Origin of the sequence: Clostridium sp. AF19-22AC, from assembly GCF_003479085.1 — a bacterium.
Lineage (GTDB): Bacteria > Bacillota > Clostridia > Lachnospirales > Lachnospiraceae > Faecalicatena_A > Faecalicatena_A orotica.
This window is the reverse complement of sequence record NZ_QUGN01000035.1, coordinates 12,932-31,650: the sequence shown is the minus strand read 5'-3', so window position 1 is coordinate 31,650 and position 18,719 is coordinate 12,932. Positions and strand designations below refer to the sequence as shown.

Annotated in this window: 17 protein-coding genes; all 17 read left to right on the top strand. The window is 48.3% G+C overall.

Annotated features, from left to right (window positions below):
- Positions 1 to 188 precede the first annotated feature (188 nt).
- The 17 genes from DWX43_RS25135 (at position 189) to DWX43_RS25055 (ending at position 18,661) form a co-directional block, all read left to right on the top strand.
- A complete protein-coding gene (locus DWX43_RS25135; protein WP_109732460.1) occupies positions 189 to 1,568 on the top strand; it encodes a potassium transporter TrkG in 1,380 nt (459 codons plus the stop codon).
- A 43-nt stretch (positions 1,569 to 1,611) separates the two neighbouring features.
- The gene (locus DWX43_RS25130) at positions 1,612 to 2,265 is read left to right on the top strand and encodes a TrkA family potassium uptake protein (protein ID WP_109732459.1); all 654 of its coding nucleotides are present in this window, start codon (positions 1,612 to 1,614) and stop codon (positions 2,263 to 2,265) included.
- 42 nt (positions 2,266 to 2,307) lie between these two features.
- Complete coding sequence (locus DWX43_RS25125; RefSeq protein WP_118622649.1) at positions 2,308 to 3,087, top strand: RNA methyltransferase; 780 nt, start codon at positions 2,308 to 2,310, stop codon at positions 3,085 to 3,087.
- 309 nt (positions 3,088 to 3,396) lie between these two features.
- A complete protein-coding gene (gene deoC / locus DWX43_RS25120; protein WP_118622647.1) occupies positions 3,397 to 4,086 on the top strand; it encodes a deoxyribose-phosphate aldolase in 690 nt (229 codons plus the stop codon).
- 11 nt (positions 4,087 to 4,097) lie between these two features.
- On the top strand, positions 4,098 to 5,411 hold the full coding sequence (locus DWX43_RS25115) for a transaldolase family protein (RefSeq protein ID WP_109732588.1): 1,314 nt from the start codon (positions 4,098 to 4,100) through the stop codon (positions 5,409 to 5,411).
- A gap of 102 nt (positions 5,412 to 5,513) precedes the next feature.
- On the top strand, positions 5,514 to 6,077 hold the full coding sequence (locus DWX43_RS25110) for a DUF1097 domain-containing protein (RefSeq protein WP_109732456.1): 564 nt from the start codon (positions 5,514 to 5,516) through the stop codon (positions 6,075 to 6,077).
- Positions 6,058 to 6,495, top strand: coding sequence for a VOC family protein (locus DWX43_RS25105; protein ID WP_243099469.1), 438 nt, complete (start codon positions 6,058 to 6,060; stop codon positions 6,493 to 6,495). The genes DWX43_RS25110 and DWX43_RS25105 overlap by 20 nt, the downstream gene beginning before the upstream one ends.
- 14 nt (positions 6,496 to 6,509) lie before the next feature.
- On the top strand, positions 6,510 to 7,673 hold the full coding sequence (locus DWX43_RS25100; protein ID WP_118622645.1) for a phosphopentomutase: 1,164 nt from the start codon (positions 6,510 to 6,512) through the stop codon (positions 7,671 to 7,673).
- A 46-nt stretch (positions 7,674 to 7,719) separates the two neighbouring features.
- Positions 7,720 to 8,889: an iron-containing alcohol dehydrogenase gene (locus DWX43_RS25095; RefSeq protein ID WP_118622643.1), complete on the top strand. Its 1,170-nt coding sequence runs from the start codon at positions 7,720 to 7,722 to the stop codon at positions 8,887 to 8,889.
- Positions 8,890 to 8,897: 8 nt separating this feature from the next.
- Positions 8,898 to 10,223: an amidohydrolase family protein gene (locus tag DWX43_RS25090; RefSeq protein ID WP_118622641.1), complete on the top strand. Its 1,326-nt coding sequence runs from the start codon at positions 8,898 to 8,900 to the stop codon at positions 10,221 to 10,223.
- 25 nt (positions 10,224 to 10,248) lie between these two features.
- Positions 10,249 to 11,340, top strand: a complete 1,092-nt coding sequence (locus tag DWX43_RS25085; protein WP_243099467.1) for a BMP family ABC transporter substrate-binding protein — start codon at positions 10,249 to 10,251, stop codon at positions 11,338 to 11,340.
- A 17-nt stretch (positions 11,341 to 11,357) separates the two neighbouring features.
- Entirely contained in the window at positions 11,358 to 12,206 is an 849-nt protein-coding gene (locus DWX43_RS25080; RefSeq protein ID WP_118622639.1) for a nucleoside phosphorylase, read from the top strand.
- A gap of 26 nt (positions 12,207 to 12,232) precedes the next feature.
- A complete protein-coding gene (locus tag DWX43_RS25075; RefSeq protein ID WP_109732450.1) occupies positions 12,233 to 13,765 on the top strand; it encodes an ABC transporter ATP-binding protein in 1,533 nt (510 codons plus the stop codon).
- Entirely contained in the window at positions 13,755 to 14,840 is a 1,086-nt protein-coding gene (locus DWX43_RS25070) for an ABC transporter permease (RefSeq protein WP_181368766.1), read from the top strand. The genes DWX43_RS25075 and DWX43_RS25070 overlap by 11 nt, the downstream gene beginning before the upstream one ends.
- Position 14,841: 1 nt before the next feature.
- On the top strand, positions 14,842 to 15,786 hold the full coding sequence (locus DWX43_RS25065; protein WP_109732448.1) for an ABC transporter permease: 945 nt from the start codon (positions 14,842 to 14,844) through the stop codon (positions 15,784 to 15,786).
- On the top strand, positions 15,783 to 17,780 hold the full coding sequence (tkt, locus tag DWX43_RS25060) for a transketolase (RefSeq protein ID WP_118622637.1): 1,998 nt from the start codon (positions 15,783 to 15,785) through the stop codon (positions 17,778 to 17,780). Before DWX43_RS25065 ends, tkt begins: the two co-directional genes overlap by 4 nt.
- 101 nt (positions 17,781 to 17,881) lie before the next feature.
- The gene (locus tag DWX43_RS25055) at positions 17,882 to 18,661 is read left to right on the top strand and encodes a DeoR/GlpR family DNA-binding transcription regulator (RefSeq protein WP_109732446.1); all 780 of its coding nucleotides are present in this window, start codon (positions 17,882 to 17,884) and stop codon (positions 18,659 to 18,661) included.
- Positions 18,662 to 18,719: the final 58 nt, after the last annotated feature.

Here is an 18,719-nt window from a genome sequence, read left to right as displayed (position 1 = left end):
AATTTCGTAAACAAAGTTTTATCTATTATATCATTTCCAATTACAATAGAAAAGTAAAGTAATAACAATGGGATGTCATCAGGATTTCGGGGCTGTCCTTTTCAGTTCGCCTGTGTTAGAATGGTAACCAAAGTTGATATCATAATACACCGGCTTATCCGGAATAATAAAACTTAAGGTGTTAAGACATGAAAAATAAAAGTTTAAGGAAAATCAGCCTCAATACGATGCAGAAGATTGCGGTTGGTTTTTTAGGCGTTATCCTGCTGGGGGCACTGCTTTTATGGCTCCCTGTCAGTAACCGGCAGCCGATCGCATTTGCGGATGCGCTGTTTACGGCGGTCTCTGCCGTCTGCGTGACAGGACTTGTGACAATCACCCCGGCCGTACAGTTCACGGTATTTGGAAAAGGAATACTCCTGGTACTGATACAGATCGGCGGTCTGGGAGTGATTGCATGTATGATGGCCTTTTTCCTGATTATTAAGAAAAAGATTACATTGAAGGAACGCGTTGTGATCCAGCAGACCTACAATCTGGACACACTGAGCGGCCTGGTGAAGTTTATTATCCGCATCCTGCGCGGAACTTTCATCGTGGAAGGGATCGGTGCCATTCTCTATTCGATAAAATTCATTCCCGAATTCGGTATGGTAAAAGGTATCTGCTATTCCATTTTCCATGCGGTATCTGCGTTCTGCAATGCCGGGATTGACATTCTGGGAAACAGCAGTTATATGGAATATGTAAAATCACCGGTCATCAGTTTTACGACGATGTTTCTAATTGTCATCGGGGGGCTGGGATTCACGGTTTGGCATGACATTTATAAAAACACGAAGAGAGTGATATGGGAGAAGCAGCCGGCAAGAAGGCTGTTTACGCGCCTGAAGCTTCAGACAAAGATCGTGCTGACGATGACCCTTGTTCTGCTGGCGGCCGGGTTTGTCGGATTTTTTGTACTGGAGTATCATAATCCGGATACAATGGCAGGACTCAATCTGGGGCAGAAGCTGATGGCTGCCGGGTTCCAGTCCGTTACGACAAGGACTGCTGGTTTTGCAAATATTTCTCAGGACGGACTGGCGCCGGGATCAAAACTGCTGGCATGTATCCTCATGTTTGTCGGCGGTTCTCCGGCAGGAACTGCAGGCGGTGTGAAGACGACGACCGTTGCGATGCTGCTTCTGACATGCATCGGCGTCATTAAGGGAAAGAGGGATACGGAATGCTTCGGAAGGAAGATCGAGCCTTCTGTTGTCCGCTCAGGTATCGCCATTATCCTGCTTACTTTTTTATTCTGGCTGTCAGGAGTAACACTGGTTACCGTTCTGGAGCCACATGTGGATTTCCTCAGGATCATGTATGAGGTAACATCTGCGATGGCAACCGTGGGGCTGACGGCCGACCTTACCCCGGATTTGTGCCGGGCGAGTCAGGCTGTTCTGATGGTGCTGATGTATATCGGGAGGATTGGACCCATCACGATGGCCCTTGTCTTCGCGGGCAGGGCAGACACTGGTGCCCAGTTACGAGATCTTCCGGAAAAACGGATTATGCTGGGTTAATAGGCTGGTAATGACAAACAAAGATGTTGCAAGGAGAAGATGAATGAAGAAACAATATGCGGTATTTGGACTGGGAAGCTTTGGGCGGAGCGTTGCGCTGACTCTGGAAAGTCTGGGCTGTGACGTGATTGTGGTAGATAAATCATATGAGAAGGTGCAGGAAATCTCTGATTCGGTATCTTATGCCATGAGGGCGGATGTATCCGACCCCGAGGCACTCGTGTCTCTGGGAGGTAAGAATCTGGACGGTGCTGTCGTGGCAGTATCAGAAAGTCTGGAAGCAAGTATCATGGCGACGATTGCGGCTAAGGAGATCGGCATTCCTTACGTTCTTGCAAAAGCCAGAGACGAACTTCAGGGCATGATTCTGGAAAAGATCGGGGCAGATGCGATCGTCTATCCGGAGCGGGACATGGGCAGCAGGGTGGCGAAAAGTCTGGTCTCAACCGCGTTTACGGACTGGATTGAACTGTCCGCGGAATACAGCATGGCAGAGACTGTGATCCCGGATAAATGGGTCGGGAAATCACTTGCCGATCTGAAGGTAAGGGAGCGCTACGGGCTGAATGTCGTCGGGATCATGCGGGGGGAAGAAGTAGATGTTACGTTTGACCCTCACGAGCCGCTTCCGTCAGACTGCATCATTATCGTGATCGGGGCCAACTCGGTTTTGTCGAAGTTCCATTCTATGAAGTAAGAGCAGAAAATGAATAATTCCAGAAAGTAATGGTAGAAAGATATGATTACAAGTACAAGCAACCAAAGGGTAAAAGAACTACTGCAGCTGCAGAAAAAAAGCAAGGCGAGAAATCAGGCGGGAGTATTTCTGGCCGAGGGGACAAGAATGGTCATGGAGGCGCCGCAGAAGCGGGTGCGTAAAGTATATGTCTCAGAGTCTTATATGAAGAAGCATGAAAAAGAACTGGAAGGAAAAGGGTTTGTGCCGGAAATTCTGTCGGATACGGTATTTGATTATGTATCCGACACGAAGACGCCCCAGGGGATTCTGGCGGTAATCCGGCAGATGGATTACACGCTGGAGGAGATCCTGAAACAGAAATCCCCGCACATTCTGGTTCTGGACAATCTTCAGGACCCGGGAAACGCAGGCACCATATTCAGGACGGCGGAAGCCGCAGGTGTGACAGGAATCCTGATGAGCAGGGATTGTGTAGACATTTATAACCCAAAGACGATCCGCTCCACGATGGGGGCCATTTACCGGATGCCGTTTTTATATCTGGATGATGTAATGGCGGGAATTGAAACGGTAAAAGAACACGGTGTACGGGTTTATGCGGCACATCTGGACGGGAAAAATGCTTATGATCAGGAGGATTACCAAAAGGGGACTGCATTTCTGATCGGAAATGAAGGAAACGGTCTGCGTAAGGAAGTGGCGGAATGCGCGGATGCATGGGTGCGTATCCCGATGTCAGGACAGGTGGAGTCACTGAATGCGGCTGTAGCGGCCACAGTGCTGATGTTTGAAGTGAGCAGGCAGAGGAGAGTGGATTAGAGGGGCTGCACCAAAGCAATATGATATGAATAACTGATAGTTTTAATGAAAGAACAGCGGACTTGTTCCGGCTGTTCTTTTTTGATGGAATTCTCTCCAGATTTGTTACAAATAAGGCAAATTATTCAAACAAATGATAATATATAAACATTTATAACAAATAGAAATGTGAAAAATATGAAATAAAAGTAACAAATGTTATTGACAAAACAAAATCAGGGTGGTATATTGACATTGTAACAAACAATATATTGAAAATGCGCATCAATATACAAAGCAAGGAAAAGTGGATTATTAGGAGGATTTACAATGTTGACAGTGAATGAATTTGCAAAACATTTGGATTTGGCTTATCTGGCACCGAATTTACAGAAGGAAGATATTATCAAGGCATGTGATATTGCCAAGAAGTATCATGTAAACGCAGTAAATGTGAATTCCTGCTGGGCAGAACTTGTCGTGGAAGAGTTAAAGGGAACAGATGTAGGACCGAGTGCAGTCATTGGTTTTCCTTACGGTGCGATGTGCACAAAAGCAAAATTGTTTGAACTGGAAGAGATGGTAAAGCTTGGATGTACGGCCTGCGACATGGTTGTAAACATTGGAGCTGTAAAAGATAAAAATTATGAGCTGGTCCGCCATGAAATCAGTGAATTTGTAAGAATCTGCGGGGAGGGCTGCGATACAAAGCTGATATTCGAAGTCGGTTTCCTGACAGACGAAGAGATTGCCGAGCTGACAAGAATCTGCTGTGAATGCGGCGTTACATATGTAAAGACTGCAACAGGCTCACAGGCATTCCCGACGATGGAACAGGTACAGATTATGAAGGATAATCTTTCCGGCGATACAAAGATCAAGGTATCAGGTGTGCCGAGAACATTTACCATGCCGGCGGCCCTCCATATGTTTGAACACATGGGCGTCAGTCTGGTAGGGACAAGAAGTGCAGGAAAGCTTGTTGAAGAATACAGCAGATATCTGGAAGAGCTGAAGTAATGGAGGGTATTATGCAGACAGTGAATTACAGTTTGGCGTCTCTCGTAGGCGGAGAGACACAGATCATATCAAGTGACGAGGGGTATGTTAGAAGAGCACTCCATCAGAATATAAGCCTGGAAGAATACGAATTTCTTCAGAAGACAGTCCGCTACATCGGTGTCAGCGAACGGTTTAAGGATGTCATCGACTTATTCAAGGTTCCGGAAGGAGAGACTCCCGCAGGCTTCAAGATTGAGTACAACATGAAAGAGAACCAGATAATGGAAATAGATTTGGTCAGAAATATATCGTATGATAAGAACGGTAAAAAGAGGCCGACCAAGTTCATCTATTCGGCAGATACGGCTAACCCGTATGAAGTGGAACCGATCAAGCACCTGATCGGCAACCTGACCTGTAACCCGGGTATTATTTATGACCTGTTCATCAATAATCCAAAGGCAAACGTCGGTCATAAGTTCAAGACCAGAAATGAAGTCATGGGTGAAATTTCCAACATACTCGGTCCCGGCTGCGATATCAGCGTTGAGGTGAATAACCCGTTTGCTGATTTCAGCCAGATTCTGGAGGAGGCGGAAGAATTCAGGGAGATGTTCTCCGATTACCGGATGGTAATCAAAGTTCCGCATACAGGCCCTGTTAATGCCGATAATGTCGGGGAACTGCTTACCGGAAATAAAAAGCTGTCCACACGCTGGAATCAGGGCACGACGAAGGACTACCTTTACGGGCATAATCTTGCACTGAAGCTGAAAGAACACGGATTCCGTGTGAATTACACGCTGATGTTTGAACCGTGGCAGACAGGTATGGCGCTGCAGGCAAAGCCGTACTTCATCAACAGCTTCGTACGCCAGCGCTTCGGGGTTACAACTTACATCAACGGGCTGCTCAATGCATACCAGACAACGTATGACGACCGGTTCCTGCAGGCACTGCGCAGCTTTATGATCGAATGGGACTTCCTCTCCAGAGACGATCAGGATGCAGACCTGCGTCTGGTTGAGAAGGTAGCAAGGGAGACTGTGGAATACAGGAAGATTAATGAGCATGAAGGGTTTGACGGCATGGATGGTGTAAGGCATAACTTAAGAATGCTCAGGAATTCGAATCTGGATGATACCAGACTGATCATCTGCAGTATCGAAGGTTCCAGAATGTATCCGGAACTCGACAAGCTGATGACGGAGGATGAGTTCAAGGATATGACAGACCGGATTGTGATTACAACAGAACCGAGTTATCTGGCCCAGAACACATCTGCCCCGCAGATTATTACATATCAGAGAAGATTCATGAATGCTGCAAATGGTGAGAAATAGCATATCTGGAAAGATGGCCGGAAACTTACCATGAAAGGCTGTGACTGATAAGGAGACATCATGGTCAGGCCAGGGTGCCTCCTTATTATGGACTAAGGATGAATGGGTGGAGAGATGAAGAAAAGCCAGTATCTAATATTTGCCGTTTTTGTAGGAATCCAGTCATTCCTGCTCCAGCTCGTGGACCAGTTGATTGGCACACACCTTGTACCGGGCGGACACAGCGGATTTGTCTTTATCGCCTTTCAGGGGTGGGCGCTATATTTTCTGCTGGGAAGCAGCGTGAAAGGGGCCGTGAAGGGGTTCTGCGGCTATGTTTTGGGAATCGTTTTTGCGGTCATCATGATCGGGATGCCGGCCGTGCTCCCGGATTTGAAACTCCTGACAGTACCGGTTGTAGCGCTGATCGTCGTTCCATTTATGATGTATTTCGAATTTGCACCCTGGTGTATCAGCAATGTGGCAGTATTTTTTGTTGGTGCAGGTGCTTTTTTCGGGATCAACAGCTATGTGGAAGGAATCAGGATATGGCAGTCGGCCGGGATTGTGCTGCTGTACTGCGTCTTTGGACTGGCATCTGGCTGGATGAGTATTGTATTTCGGAAAAGAATAACGGAGGTGCATCAGGTATATGAGCAAGCTGGAAATGTTAACGAAATTAAATGATATCTGTTTATTTGTAAAAGACTTTCAGGGAGCGCTTAAATTCTATACGGAGAAGTTCGGATTCAAAATAAAGCGGCTCCAGCCGGACCCGGAGCATGCGAACTATGCGGAGTTTGAGTTCTGCGGGACGGCAGTAACACTTTGGGATAAAAAAGGGCTCTGTGAAGTCGTGGACCATACATATATAGATGGGGAAGGGCATCATTTTATGATGGCTGTAAAAGTCCCGAAACTTCAGGATGTAGATGATATTGCACAGGAACTGATTGGCAACGGGGTGAACTGCATCAAGGAACCGACTACATATGGTTTTGGCTCCAGGGCGGCTTATTTTCAGGATTTTGAAGGGAATGTGTGGGAAGTGTTTGCCTGGGAAGAGGGCAACGGACCGGGACTTCTTGACGAAGCCGGTGAATAGGAGGAAAACGGGCCATGCCAAAGTTTACAATTATCGTGCTGGACAGCGTCGGGGTAGGAGAACTTCCTGATGCTGATGAGTTCGGGGATACTGGAACCAACACGCTGAAACATGTTGATGAATACAGAGGTGGTTTACATATTCCGAACCTGAAGAAATTAGGGTTATTTCATATTCAGGGCACAGGCCTTGCGGCCGCCGGGGAACCGGAAGGGTGTTTCGGGAAAGCAGCAGAGCTCGGGAAAGCCAAAGATACGACAAATGGGCATTTCGAGATCGCAGGGCTGACGGTGAAGAAACCGTTTAAAGTGTTCGGTGAATCCTTTCCCCCGCGGATCATAGAAGAGCTGGAACGCAGGATCGGTACAAAGGTGATCGGGAATTACCCGGCATCCGGGACAGAGATCATAAAGGTGCTGGGGGACGAGCATGTAAGGACTGGCTATCCCATCGTCTATCTGTCCGCGGACAGCCTGATGCAGATTGCCATGCACGAGAGTATCATTCCTCTTAAGCGGCAGTATGAGATCTGCAAGACGGCAAGGGAGCTTCTGACAGGGGATGACACTGTAAGCAGGGTGATTTGCAGGCCATTTACTGGGGAGAGCGGCAATTATTACCGTACCGAGAACCGGAAGGATTTTTCCGTGGACCCGCCCGGTTATACCGTTCTGGACCTGCTCAGTGAAAAGGGGAAAGACGTAATCGGCGTCGGCAAGATAGAGGACATCTTCAACAGGCGGGGACTGACAGAAATCAACCATACAAAGAATAACAGAGAGGGCATCCAGGCGGCACTGTCTTATCTGAGAACAGGATTTGACGGACTTTTATTTGTGAATCTGGTTGATTTTGACATGCTGTACGGCCACCGGAATGACCCACAGGGGTATGCAGAGGCGCTTGAATATTTCGATACCTTTGTACCTGAGATGTTAAGCCTTCTGGATGAAGAAGACATCCTCCTGATTACTGCCGACCACGGGTGCGACCCCACAACTCCGGGAACAGACCATACCCGTGAGTATATACCGATCGTTGTTTATGGGAAACAGTTAAAAAAAGGAACAGACATAGGAACAAGAAGTACCTTTTCGGATATTGCGGCAACCGTTTCTGAATATTTCGGATACGAATTTCAGGCGGGAACCTCTTTTCTGAAAGAGATTCGTAACTGATCACAATGCGGGGCAGTTACAGAGATGGAAAGGTAAGGTAGAGGATATGGATAGTTTTGAATTTATGTCTCCGACAAAGTTTATCCTGGACAAAGATGCAGACCAGCTTTGTGGACAGGAAATCAGAAAGATATCAGACAATGTATTATTCGTCCATTATGGTGACGGATATATGTATAAATCAGGGCTTCACGGAAGGATTATGGATGCTTTGAAAGCGGCGGAAGTTACCTGCTATGAACTTCCCGGAGTAGAGCCGAACCCGAAGGTCGGGCTTGTCAGGGAAGGCATCGGGCTATGCAGGGAGCACCAGATCGGCTGTGTACTGGCAGTAGGCGGGGGCAGTGTCATCGACACCGCAAAGGCAGTAGCACTTGGTGCAAAATATGACGGTGATGTATGGGATTTTTACAGTAAGAAAGCTGTCCCGACAGAAGCACTTCCCGTGGGCACGGTTATGACACTCCCGGCAACAGGCAGTGAAGGCAGCAACGGAAGTGTTCTGAATAATCCGGAAACGGGTGAGAGTGCCGATGTTATGGCAGATTTCTTAAGACCTGCATTTACCCTGATGAATCCGGACCTGACGCTGACGATACCGAGGCGGCAGACAGTCTTTGGGATTGTGGATATGTTTTCCCATGTACTGGAACGTTACTTCTCCAGTTCGGTCAATGTAAACCTGACAGACTATATGTGCGAGGGTGTTATGAAGGCAATCCTGGTAAATGCCAGGGCGCTGATGGAAAATATGGATGATTACAATGCCAGGGCAGAGTTCATGTGGACGGCAATTGTGGCACATAACGGACTGCTCGCGGCAGGGCGGAATCAGGACTGGGCAACACACACGATAGGCGCGCAGTTAAGCGCACAGTACAACGCGGTGCACGGCTCCACGCTCTCTGTTTTGTTCCCGTGCTGGGCAAAATATGTGTACAAAGAAAATATTCCGCGGTTTGTGCAGTTTGCAAACAGGGTATTTGACGTAGAGGTTGATTTTTACGATCAGGAAAAAACGGCGCTGGAAGGCATCCGCAGGCTGAAAGAGTTCTTCCTTTCTATGGGGGCTCCGGTAACCTTAAAAGAGATCGGGGTTGAGACCGATGAAAAGTTCAGGAAAATGGCGGAGGATGCGTGCAGATTTGGCAGTATCGGAGGGCTTAAGAGCCTCAATGCCGATGATGTGGAAGCAATCTATAGAATGGCACAGTAGGTGGGGTTATGAAATATCAAACAGGTATCAGCGGGGCAATTATCGTCTCGGCACACAACCGGTATCAGCCGTTCATCGGATCGGTAGGCGTGTCAGAAGGACGGATTGCAGCCGTATCAGAAGGACAACTGAATAAGGAAGACTGTGAGGAATGGATCGATGCAGAGGGGAAAATCCTGATGCCCGGACTTGTCAACGGGCACTGCCACGGTGACATGACACTGGCGCGAGGGCTCGGGGATGACTTAACTCTGCTCGAACAGAACAGGAAGTTTGCTGATACCGGATGGTTTTATACCCTGATCACAGACGAGGACAGGTTCTGGTCCAGACAGCTTACATATTGTGAAGCGTTACTCTCCGGTACGACATTTATTATGGAGAACATGTACTGGGGACTTGGAGAAGATTCTGTACGCGCGATGAAGGAGGTTGGTATACGAGGCGCTCTGGCGGAAGATGTCCGGGTAGATTTCCTGAGACCGGATGAATTCGTATCAGAACAATTTCTCACCGGTTTTATCAGGCTGTGCCGGGAAAATGGTCTGGTGCCCGTTCTGGGCGGGGTCTCAGAAGAAGACTATGACACAGAAAGACTGCGGAAGATTCAGGGGATCCAAAAGCAGTACAAAGTTCTGCTTACCTGTCATCTGGCGGAAAACACATGGAGACAGGAAATGGTGGAGGAAAAATACCACACCACGGCAGTTGACTATCTGCACAGGAATAACCTTCTGAACAAGGGGCTGATTGGTTCCCATGTTGTATATGCCTCGAAGGAAGAGGTGCGCCAGCTTGCCCGGACGGATACAAAGGTAGTGAATACGCCGCTGTGCGAGATGAAGATCCAGGACGGCATTGCCCCTGTTCCGGAAATGATAAGACAGGGTGTCTGCGTATCTCTGGGCACGGACGGTGCGATGTGGAATAATTCCAACGACATTTTCCGTGAAATGAAAGGAATGTCGCTGCTCCACACAATCAGTGGGGGAATCCGCAGCCTTAAGAAGACAGACATTCTGGATATGGCAACGATCAACGGGGCTAAGTGCTTCGGTCTGGAGAAGGATTACGGGACCATCGAGGCAGGGAAAAAGGCCGACTTTATCCTGATTGAGACGAGGGTTCCCCATATGCAGCCGATGCTTACAGGGACACCGGAGACGGTAACGTCCGCACTTGTCTATAATGCGACGGGACGAGACGTGACCGATGTATTCGTGGATGGAAGACATGTAGTAAAAGATGGGGTTTTACAAACAATAAACGTAAATGATGTCATGAAAAGAGTGCAGGAGGCTTCTGGGAAAATAGCGGCGGCACTTTCTTCATAGAAAAAGAAAAGGAAGGAAATTATTTATGAAAAAAAGAGTTTTGGCAGTTATGCTTGTAGCAGTGATGGTGGTTGGACTTGTAGCAGGGTGTGCAAAGAAATCTGAGCCGGCTTCTTCCGACAAAGGAAAAGACGACGGGGAAAAACAGTTGAAGGTTGCCCTTGTAGTAAACCAGAAGTTTGGTGACAAGGCTTCTATGGATGACCTCGCAAAAGGTGCCGACCAGGCGGCAGAGGATTTTGGCGTTGAGATCAAGAAGCTGGAGTCAGCAGAAGCTTCTAAGTTTGAAGAAGATGTGCGTGCAATGTCCAAGGCCGGATACGATTTGATTGTAACAACCTATGGATACATGACGGATGCGACAAAACTTGTCTCAAAAGAATATCCGGATACGAAATATGCAGCCATTTTCCAGACAATCAATGATGGCAGCGAGAAGTATGAGAACGTGTGGGATACAGAATTTCATGGTGAAGGAGCATTTTACCTTGGCGGATATATTGCCGGAAAACTTACGAAATCCAATCATGTAGGCTTCGTGGTAGGTGCAGAAGAGCCGACTCCGAATGCAGAAGGCAATGGTTTCATGATGGGTGTAAAAGCGGCAAATCCGGATGCCACAGTGGAATTCTCCTATGTAGGCAGTTATGAAGACCCGGCTAAGGCAAAAGAGATTACAAGCGCTATGATTTCAAAAGGCTGCGACGTCATCCAGACAGATTCAGGGGCTTCCAATGCAGGTGTGGTTGAGGCATCTAAGGATGCAGGCATCCTGTGTGCAGGCGAAATCAGTGACTATTACGACACATACGAAGGATTCTACGGTATCGAAGGCATCGGCTTTGGCGATACAGTATATAAAGCGATTGAAATGTTAAAGAATGGGGAATACCCGGGCGGAGAGCACGGAATCCGTGACCTGACGAACGGCGGATATTTTATGGACTGGGATTCTTTCAACAGATTCGCAGATGGTAATGCAGAGTATAAAGATGTCATGAAGGCAGCAATTGAAGAAGCACAAAAGATGGAAGAACAGATCAAGGACGGTTCTCTGGAAGTTCCATTTAACACAGATGTACCGAACTGGGATAAAATCAAAGCTTCAGCAGAATAAAAGGAGAATCAGTCATTATGGAAGAAAGCATAAATAAAGCATCAGCTCCGAAGGCCGAAAATGAAGGTGTATATCATCTTCAGTTAAAACCGGGGGATGTCCCCCCTTACGTGATCCTTCCGGGGGCTCCGGAGAGGACTGTGAAAATAGCGAAGAACTGGGACGATGTTAAGGAAGTGGCATCTTACCGGGAGTATAAAACAGTGACCGGAAAATATAAGGGCATGGATATGGCATGTACGTCTACAGGCATTGGCGGACCGAGTTCTGAGATCTGCCTCCACGAACTGAACACACTGGGCGTTCATACCTGTATCCGTGTGGGCACGACAGGCTGTATCGTACCGCAGTTTGACCTCGGCGACCTGATTATCCCGGTTGCCTGTGTCCGAAAGGACGGAACATCCGCAACGTATGTGGAACCGGAGTTCCCGGCATTTGCGAATACCTATGTTGTCATGGCCCTGATGGAGGCCTGTGAACGGCTTGGATTCCGCTATGGACTGGGTCTGGATTACACGGTCGGGTCTTTTTATATCGGACAGGGCCGCCCGCTGAACGAGGACGGAAGCGGTTACTGGCCGTCCTTCGCGGAGAAGATTATTCCGGACCTGCAGACTGCAGGCGTGACGAATATCGAGATGGAGACATCCGGGCAGTATGTTGTAGGCTATCTGCATGAAATGAGGATGGGTGCAATTCTTTCGGTTATTTCCAACAGGGTGTTAGACCGCTGGGGAGATAATGGCGGAGAAGAAAAGGCGTGCCTGGCAGCGGCAGAAGCTATGAAGATACTGAAAGAATGGGATGAAACTGGTGAAGTAAAACTGAGCGTTAAGAAAAATCGTATCTGTACTAAAGCATAGCAGATAAGCAGAAAAGGAAGGATATTATGGCAGTAGCGGTTGAAATGTTGAATATATCGAAATTCTTTCCCGGTGTAGTGGCGAATGATAACGTTTCTTTAAGCGTAGGTGAGGGGGAGATACTTGGACTGATCGGCGAGAACGGTGCCGGAAAATCTACAATGATGAATATGCTGTATGGAATGATGGAGCCGGATCTCGGTGTAATAAAGCTCTTTGGAAAAGAGGTCCGTATCCAGTCCCCGAATATGGCGATTAAACTGGGAATCGGAATGGTACATCAGCATTTCATGCTGATGCCGAACTTAAGTGTTTTACAAAACATTATCTTAGGGAAAGCACCAACTAAAAAAGGCCTGATTGACACAAAAGAGGCAAAAGAAAAGATTCGGGAGATCATGGATACATATGATCTCCCGGTGGATCTGGACGAGAAGGTATACCAGCTTTCCGTTGGGGAAAAACAGAGGGTTGAAATCATCAAGGCGCTGTACAGAGAGGCGAAGGTGCTGATTCTCGACGAGCCTACGGCGGTACTGACACCAACAGAGACGGATAAGCTTCTGGATGTACTCCGTCTCCTGAAATCAAAGGGATGTGCCATTATTTTTATCACACATAAGCTCCGTGAAGTGATGGCCATCACCGATAAAATCGTTGTCATGAGAAAGGGGCTCGTCACTGGAAGTCTGGATACTTCGGAGGCGAATACAGAAGGGCTTTCCGACATGATGGTGGGAAGGAAGGTAAATCTGGAGATTGACCGTAAGCCCTACCAGCCCGGCGAAGATGTTCTGGAGGTTAAGGATATCCATGCTCTGAACCAGAGAGGCCTGCCGGCATTAAACGGAGTCAGCTTCCATGTTTCAAGAGGGGAAGTTGTGGGAATCGCAGGCGTCGAAGGGAACGGGCAGACAGAACTGATTGAAGCAGTATCAGGGATGCTGAAGCCTACAGGCGGACAGATTATTTTCAAAGGGCAGGATGTTACCGCCCGGAATGTGCGCCAGAGGCGGGAGAGCGGCATGTCCCACATCCCGGAGGACAGGCTGAAAATGGGAAGTGCGGTAAACTGTACCATCAGGGATAACCTGATTCTGAACAGGTACTATCAGAAACCATACTGCAAGTCAGGTATCCTCGATAATAAAAAGCTCCATGCCTTGTCAGAGGAGCTATGTAAGAATTTCGACGTAAAGACGCCGGATTCTGATTATAAGCTGGGAACACTTTCCGGCGGAAACATGCAGAAGGTCATCTTTGCACGTGAGATGGAAGCTGACCCGGACCTGCTGATTGCGGCGCAGCCGACAAGAGGGGTTGATATTGGCGCGATAGAATCAATCCACCACAAGATCATTGAAGTACGCGATTCCAACAGGGGTGTCCTGCTGGTCAGTGCGGAGCTGGATGAGATCCTTTCCCTTTCTGACAGGATTCTGGTTATGTATGAAGGAGAAATCATGGCAGAATTCAAACGCGGGGAAGCAGATGAGAGAACGATTGCTGTTTACATGACAGGAGCAAAGAGACAAGGCGGTGATGACGATGAAAAATAAAGATAACAACAGAATATTATCCGCAGTGGGTGTTGTGGGAAAACAAGTTGGCCTGATTGTCATTGCACTGATCCTTGCAACGATCTTCCTGGCCGTATCCGGCTATGAGCCGCTGGCGATCGTAAATGGTATATTTGAGGGACTTACCCTTGATATTGCAGGTACAATCCGCTGGGCTACCCCGTTAATCCTCGCCGGGCTTGCAATCTGTGTGACTTACAAGGCGGAAGTTTTTAACCTTGGTGTGGACGGGCAGCTGTATATGGGTGCCGCGGCGGCGACAGCAGTAGCGGTGAATATTCCGAAATCAATGAACCATGTGGCTGCGCTCGTTCTTGTATTTTTAGCGGCTATGGCAGCAGGGGCGCTGTTTGCAATGATTCCGGCCCTGATGAAGGTATATCTGAACACGAACGAAGTTGTTTCCACACTGCTTTTGAACTTTATCGCGGCTCTGTACGTGGAATATCTCGTAACCGGTCCTTTACGTGATCCGGAAGCCGGGACGAACTTAAATGCCAGTGCCATATTAAATGAAAACACATGGCTCCCGCGTATCTCTTATTTTGAGCCATCCTCGGCAAACATTGGTTTTTACATAGCAATTATCGTAATGCTTGTTCTCGCATTCGTTTTCTTTAGGACGGCATTCGGACACGAGATTAAAGTGGTCGGCTCGAATCCTGTTCTGGCAAAATACTCCGGTATGAAGCCGAAGAAGACGATCCTTCAGGTTATGGCGATGAGTGGTGCAATTGCAGGAATTGTCGGGGCTGTAGAGGTTACGGCGGTCCAGCACAGACTTCTGGCAGGGTTTAACCCGGATTTCGGGTTTGACGGTATCGTTGTGTCCCTGCTGGCAAACAATAACCCGATCGGTGTGCTGTTCTCCGGTATCTTCTTTGGTGCATTGAAGAACGGCGGAATCAACATGGAACGTATCACGGATGTACCGTCCGCAGTAACTGACATTGTAACAGCGATCATATTCATAACAATCAGTGCCAAGTTTGTACTTCCAAGGTTAAAGAGAAAAGCGGCCGGGAAGAAACAGGCAAGTGAAGGAGGTAAATAGGATGAACATAGCGGTTATTTCTGACACACTGGCATCTATGATAAGAATTGCCACTCCTTTAATGCTCATGGCATTGGGCGGTCTTTTGTGCCAGCGGGCGGGTGTCTTCAACATTGCATTGGAAGGTTTCTCTCTGGTAGGCGCATTTGCGGCAGTCGCAGTGGTACAGTTTACCGGTGGTAATGTCTGGGCGGGACTCATCGGCGCGATGCTGGTCGGGGCGTTGTACAGTGCACTCTTTGCTTTATTTGTTACGAAATTTAAAGCCGATAATATCATTGCCAGTATCGCCATGAACATGCTGGGCGCGGGCCTGACTTCCTACCTGCTGCGGGCCATGTTCGAAGTGCAGGGGGCATACAGCCCGGACAAGATCCATAAGCTGAATATGATCCACATTCCTGTTATTAAAGATATCCCGATCCTGAACTGTATAAGCGGGCAGAGTATTGTGACTTATTTTGCAATCTTTCTTGTTGTTGTCATTTACATTATGCTCTTCAAGACAAAGATGGGCTTAAGTATCTGTGCAGTCGGGGAGTCCGAAGTGGCAGCTAAGACGGCGGGCATCAAACCGGCGCTGGTGAAATGGCAGGTCATACTGATTTCAGGTGCACTGTCAGGACTTGCGGGTGCATACTTATCCACAATTTCAGTCTCACAGTTTTCAGAAGACATGATTCAGGGACGAGGCTTCAATGCATTTACGGCACTCGTTTTTGGAAATGCACACCCGGTCTTCTCTTCACTCGTCACACTGCTTTTTGGACTCGCAGACGCTGTCGGAATCAGGATAGAACTGGTAGGCATGAATATTTCGCCGTCAATTATTAAGATGTTCCCGTTCCTGTTCGCGATTTTTGCACTTGCGATCAGTTCTTATACGACAAAGCTGAAGGTGAAAGGTGTGATCGGACATAAAAAGAAAAAGGAGAAAACAGCATGAATAAGCAATTAGAGACTTTGGCAGTGAATGCAGTCCGCATCTTATCCGCGGATATGGTGCAGAAAGCAAATTCAGGGCATCCGGGGCTCCCGTTAGGGGCGGCTCCGATTGCATATGAGGTCTGGGCGCACCAGATGGACCATAATCCGGCGGACCCGGAATGGATCAATCGTGACAGGTTTATACTGTCGGCGGGGCATGGTTCCTCCATGCTGTATTCTCTGCTGCATTTATTCGGATATGGGGGGCTTGGGATTGAAGACCTGAAGAATTTCCGGCAGTTAGGTTCTCTGACCCCGGGACACCCCGAATATGGACATACAACAGGTGTGGAGGCGACAACAGGACCGCTGGGCGCCGGACTCGGGATGGCAGTCGGAATGGCGATAGCGGAGAAACATCTGGCTGCGAAATTCAACAGGGAAGGATACCCGGTCTTCGACCATTATACATACGCATTGTGCGGGGACGGCTGCCTGATGGAAGGGATTTCTTCCGAGGCCATGTCTCTGGCAGGTACGTGCGGCCTTGGGAAACTGATCGTCCTGTATGATTCAAATTCGATTACAATCGAGGGAAGTACCGGGATCGCTTTTACGGAAGATGTGGAAAAGCGTTTCGAGGCGTTTGGGTTCCAGATACTTACAGTGGAAGACGGGAACGACACGGAGGCAATCGGAAAAGCGGTTGCACAGGCAAAGGCTGATAAGGAAAGACCTTCCTTTATTAAAATCACGACAAAAATCGGGTATGGCGTCCCTGCAAAAGAGGGCAGGGCGAGTGCACACGGCGAGCCGCTCGGAGAGGAAAATGTAAAAATCCTCAGGGAGTCGTTAGGATGGCCCGAACAGGAGGCGTTTGCGGTACCTCAGGAAGTTTATGAACACTACAGTACTCTGGCGCGCAGCGGGGCTGCGAAGGAATATTTCTGGCAGCAGATGTTTGAAGAATATGGCAGAAAGTATCCTGAATTGAAAGCAGGACTGGATGCCTATTATGATGAAGAAGCTCCGCTTAAACTGCTGGATGACGAAGAATTCTGGGCAAGAACCGGCAAAGCCGAGGCTACAAGGAGCATTTCCGGAAAGGTATTGAATGTTATAAAAGACCGGATGCCGAATTTGATCGGGGGTTCCGCAGATCTGGGACCGTCGAATAAAACCGTTATGAACGGGGAGCCTGATTTCTCGAGAACATGTCCGGAGGGAAGAAATATGCATTACGGGGTCAGAGAATTAGGAATGACGGCCGTGGCAAATGGAATCCTGCTGCACGGAGGGCTGCGCACTTATGCCGCGACATTCTTTGTGTTCTCAGACTATATGAAACCAATGCTGCGCCTGTCTTCCCTGATGGGGCTGCCAATGATTTCCGTTCTGACCCATGACAGTATTGGGGTCGGGGAGGATGGCCCGACCCACGAGCCGGTTGAGCAGCTGACCATGCTGAGGTCCCTCCCGAATATGCATGTGTTCAGGCCGGCCGATGAGATGGAGACGAAGGCGGCATGGTATTCGGCCCTGACATCACTTAAGACGCCGACCTGCCTTGTTCTTTCCAGACAAAACCTTCCTGTATTAAAGGTCAGCGGGAAAGAAGCACTGCGAGGGGGATATATCCTGAAGAAGGAATCCTCTGACACGGCAGATATCCTGTTCATAGCGACAGGGTCAGAGACAGGCGTTGCACTGGAGGCTGCCTTAAAGCTGGAGGAGGAAGGAATTTCCGCCAGAGTAGTAAGCATGCCGTGCCTGGATGTATTCGAGGAACAGGACAAAGCCTATCAGGAGTCCGTGCTTCCGAAGAATGTAAGAAACCGTGCCGTTGTCGAAGCCGGCAGCAGTGTATCCTGGGGAAAGTATATCGGCATAGACGGATGCTATATTACAATGGATGAATTCGGGGCTTCCGCACCGGCTGGCCAGTTATTCGAAAAATATGGATTTACGGCTGATGCAGTAGTTAAACGTGTGCGGGAGTGTTTCGCGTTATAAATAGTTATTGAGGTATTTCACGAGTTTCGTATTTATGTTATAATGATCTTGGTGTTATAACGCATTCTCGGCGGGAGATTGTAGAGTGAGAGGTATTTCTTTTGAGTAAAAAAGAGGATAGATTAAATAAGTTGGTAGAAATATTAAAAAAGCAGAATGGTGCCACGATCCGTGATCTTGCACAGATGCTGGATGTGTCCGAGATGACTGTGCGCAGGGATATGGATACACTCAAAGCAAAGAATGTGATATTAGACATTCCGGGTGCGGCAGTCTTGAACACCCAGTATACATATGAAGTGGAAGATGATGCGTATCAGCTCTCTATGGCGACCCGCTCACATACAAAAGAGAAGGAGCGCATCGGGAAGTTTGCTTCTTCGCTGATTCAGCAGGACGACTGCGTGATCATTGATAATGGCTCTACGGTGGAATATCTGGCGGACAATATCGCGAAGGATACGAAGATGACGGTGTTTACATGCAATCTGAATATCCTGAACAGGATATGCAACAACCCCAATATCTCTATCATTTTCGGCGGCGGTTACTACCATCCGGATACGACGTTATTTGAATCCGCGGAGAATATTACGCTGATTAAGAATATCCGGGCCACTAAGGTTTTCGCGTCGGCGGCGGGGGTCCATGATACGATGGGGGTTACCTGCATGAATAATTATGAACTGGAGATCAAGCAGACGATCATCCAGTCGGGAGCAGAGAAGATACTGCTCGTGGATTCCAGCAAGTTCGGGGTGATTAAGCCGTGCTTTGTGACGGATCTGGATATCTTTGACAGAATCATTACAGATACGAACCTTTCAGAAGACTGGGTGCAGCTGATCCGGGAGAAGGGGATACGTCTGGATATGGTCTAAGCTCGTACTTGGCGGGGGGGGGTCGAGCCTGGTAAGACATACACCTGAATTCTTAGCG